The organism is Candidatus Methylomirabilota bacterium (genome assembly GCA_035260325.1).
GTDB lineage: Bacteria > Methylomirabilota > Methylomirabilia > Rokubacteriales > CSP1-6 > AR19.
Genome location: DATFVL010000103.1, coordinates 1 through 2,808, shown reverse-complemented (window position 1 = coordinate 2,808; position 2,808 = coordinate 1). Strand labels below are relative to the sequence as shown.

The 2,808-nt window shown below is 74.3% G+C and carries 2 protein-coding genes; both read left to right on the top strand.

Annotation, left to right across the window (positions count from 1 at the left end; translation table 11 throughout):
- Nucleotides 1-1,553: DUF1800 domain-containing protein (locus tag VKG64_07215; protein HKB24830.1), on the top strand; the 1,553-nt coding region annotated here is incomplete at its 5' end.
- Nucleotides 1,554-1,558: 5 nt separating this feature from the next.
- Nucleotides 1,559-2,788 carry a DUF1501 domain-containing protein gene (locus VKG64_07210; GenBank protein HKB24829.1) on the top strand — a complete coding sequence of 410 codons (1,230 nt, stop codon included), beginning with the start codon at nt 1,559-1,561 and terminating at the stop codon, nt 2,786-2,788.
- Nucleotides 2,789-2,808: the final 20 nt, after the last annotated feature.

The following is a 2,808-nucleotide window of genomic DNA, read 5'->3' as shown; positions in this document are numbered from 1 at the left end:
GCGCGGCGCCGCGCCCCGCCGTGGCGGCGCCCGGCGACGACGGGGCGATCCTCCACCTCCTCCACCGCCTCACCTTCGGCCCGCGGCCCGGCGACGTCGAGCGGGTCCGCGCCGTCGGCGCTCCCGCCTGGATCGAGCGGCAGCTCCGTGCCGACACGATCGAGGACGCCGCCACCGAGCGGGCCCTCGCCGAGCTCGCCTCGCTCAGGATGTCCATTCCCGAGGCGCTCCGCCAGTACCCGCGGCCCGACCGAGAACTCCGCGAGAAGCTCCAGAGCGGCCGGCTGACGCGCCAGGAAATGATGGAGATGTACCCGCCGGAGCGGCGGCCGTTCCGGATCACCGCGGAGCTCCAGGCGGCGAAGACGCTGCGGGCCGTGACGAGCGAGCGCCAGCTCCAGGAAGTGATGGTGGACTTCTGGTTCAACCACTTCAACGTCTTCGCGGGCAAGGGCGACGTGCGCTGGTACGTGTCCGCGTACGAGCGCGAGGCGATCCGGCCCCACGCGCTCGGGAAGTTCAAGGACCTCGTGAGCGCCACCGCGCGCCACCCCGCGATGCTCTTCTACCTCGACAACTGGCTCAGCGCACGCGAGGACTTCGCCGTGGCCGAGGGGCCCGGCCGCGGCCGCCGGGCCGGGCTCAACGAGAACTACGCACGCGAGCTGATGGAGCTGCACACGCTCGGCGTGGAGGGCGGCTACACGCAGCAGGACGTGCGCGAGGTCGCGCGGGCCTTCACCGGCTGGTCGATCGAGCGGCCCCGGGTCGAAGGGCGCTTCGTCTTCCGCGCGGCGATGCACGACATCGGCGAGAAGGTCGTCCTCGGCCAGCGGATCCCGGCCTTCGGCGGCGAGCGCGACGGCGAGCGCGTGATCGAGATCCTGACGCGCCACCCCTCGACCGCGCGGTTCGTCGCGGGAAAGCTCGTCCGACGCTTCGTCGCCGACACGCCGCCGCCCGCGCTCGTCGAGCGCGTCGCCGCGACGTACCTGACGACCGACGGCGACATCACGGCGATGCTCCGGACGATCGTCGCGTCGCCGGAATTCTGGAGCCATGACGCGCGGCGCGCGAAGATCAAGACGCCGTTCGAGTTCGTCACGAGCGCGACGCGCGCGCTCGGCGCCCGGGTGGACGCGCGGGGCGCCGGAGAGCTCGCGCGGGCGAGCGGCGAGATCGGTCAACCGCTCTACCAGGCCCAGCCGCCGACCGGCTACAAGGACACCGCGGCGGTGTGGGTCAACACGGGCGCGCTGCTCGCGCGGATGAACTTCGCCCTGGCGCTCGCCTCGGGCCGCTACCCCCAGGTGAGCGTGGACCTCGGCGCGCTGGTCGCGGGCGGCGACCGGCGCGAGCCCGCGACGGTGCTCGACCGGCTGCTCGCCGCGCTCGTCGGCCAGCCGACGCGCGAGACGCGCGCCGTCCTCGCCGCCGAGCTCGGCAACCCGCAGATCACGCGCCTCACGACGGACGACCGCGGGCCCGCGGACACCGATGTCGCGAAGCTGGCGGCCCTCGTCATCGGCTCGCCCGAGTTCCAGAGGAGGTGAGCGGGATGGACCGGCGGACGTTCCTCAAGTGCGGCGCGTGCTCGCTCGTGGCGCTCGCCGGGCCGCCGCGCTTCCTCGTCCGGACGGCGGCCGCGGCGGCATCCAGCGGCAAGGTCCTCGTCGCCGTGTTCCAGCGCGGCGCGGTGGACGGTCTCAGCATGGTGATGCCGCACGGCGACCCCGGCTACGCCGCCGCGCGGTCGGCGATCGCCCTCCGGCCGCCGAAGGCCGGCGAGACGGACCGCGCCATCGACCTCGACGGCTTCTTCGCGCTTCACCCAGCCCTGGCGCCGCTCGTCCCGCTCTGGCAGAACCGCTCGCTCGCGGTCGTCCACGCGTGCGGCTCGCCCGACACCACACGCTCGCACTTCGACGCCCAGGACTACATGGAGTCGGGGACGCCGGGCCTGAAGAGCACGCAGGACGGCTGGCTCGCGCGCGCCGTGAAGGCGCTGCCGGCGACGGCGGCGCCCTTCCGCGCGGTCGCCCTCGGCCCCGCTCTCCCGCGCTCGCTCCAGGGCGAGATCGGCGCGATCGCGATGCAGTCGATCGAGCGCTTCGACGTGCGCGCGGGCGATCCCGACAGCGCGCGGCGCGGGTTCGAATCGCTGTACGCCCGGGGCGTGAGCGACCTCCTCTCGGGGACGGGCCGCGAGACCTTCGAGGCGGTGAGGCTCCTGAAGCGCGCGGACGCCGCGCGCATCCCGCCGGCGAACGGCGCCGAGTACCCGAGCGGCGCGTTCGGCGAGGCGATGCGGCAGATCGCCCAGCTCGTCAAGGCGAACGTCGGCCTCGAGGTCGCGTTCGCCGACATGCAGGGCTGGGACACCCACGTGGGCCAGGGCGCCGAGCAGGGTCAGCTCGCCTTCCGCCTGCGCGAATTCGGCGGAGCGCTCGCGGCGTTCGCGCGGGATCTCGGCGAGCGGATGGCCGACGTCGTCGTGCTCACCATGTCCGAGTTCGGGCGGACCGTCGCCGAGAACGGCAATCGCGGGACCGACCACGGCCACGCGACGGCGATGCTCGTGCTGGGCGGACCCGTCCGCGGCGGCAAGGTCTACGGCCGCTGGCCCGGGCTCGGGCGCGAGCGGCTCTTCGAGGGGCGCGACCTCGCGGTGACGACCGACTTCCGCACGCTCTTCACCGAGGTCGCCACGCGTCACCTCGGCGCGCCCGCGGCGCCGCTCTTCCCCGGCTGGACCCCCACGGGCTCCACGCTCGGCCTCTTCGCGTAACCACCCCCCTCAGCGGCGGG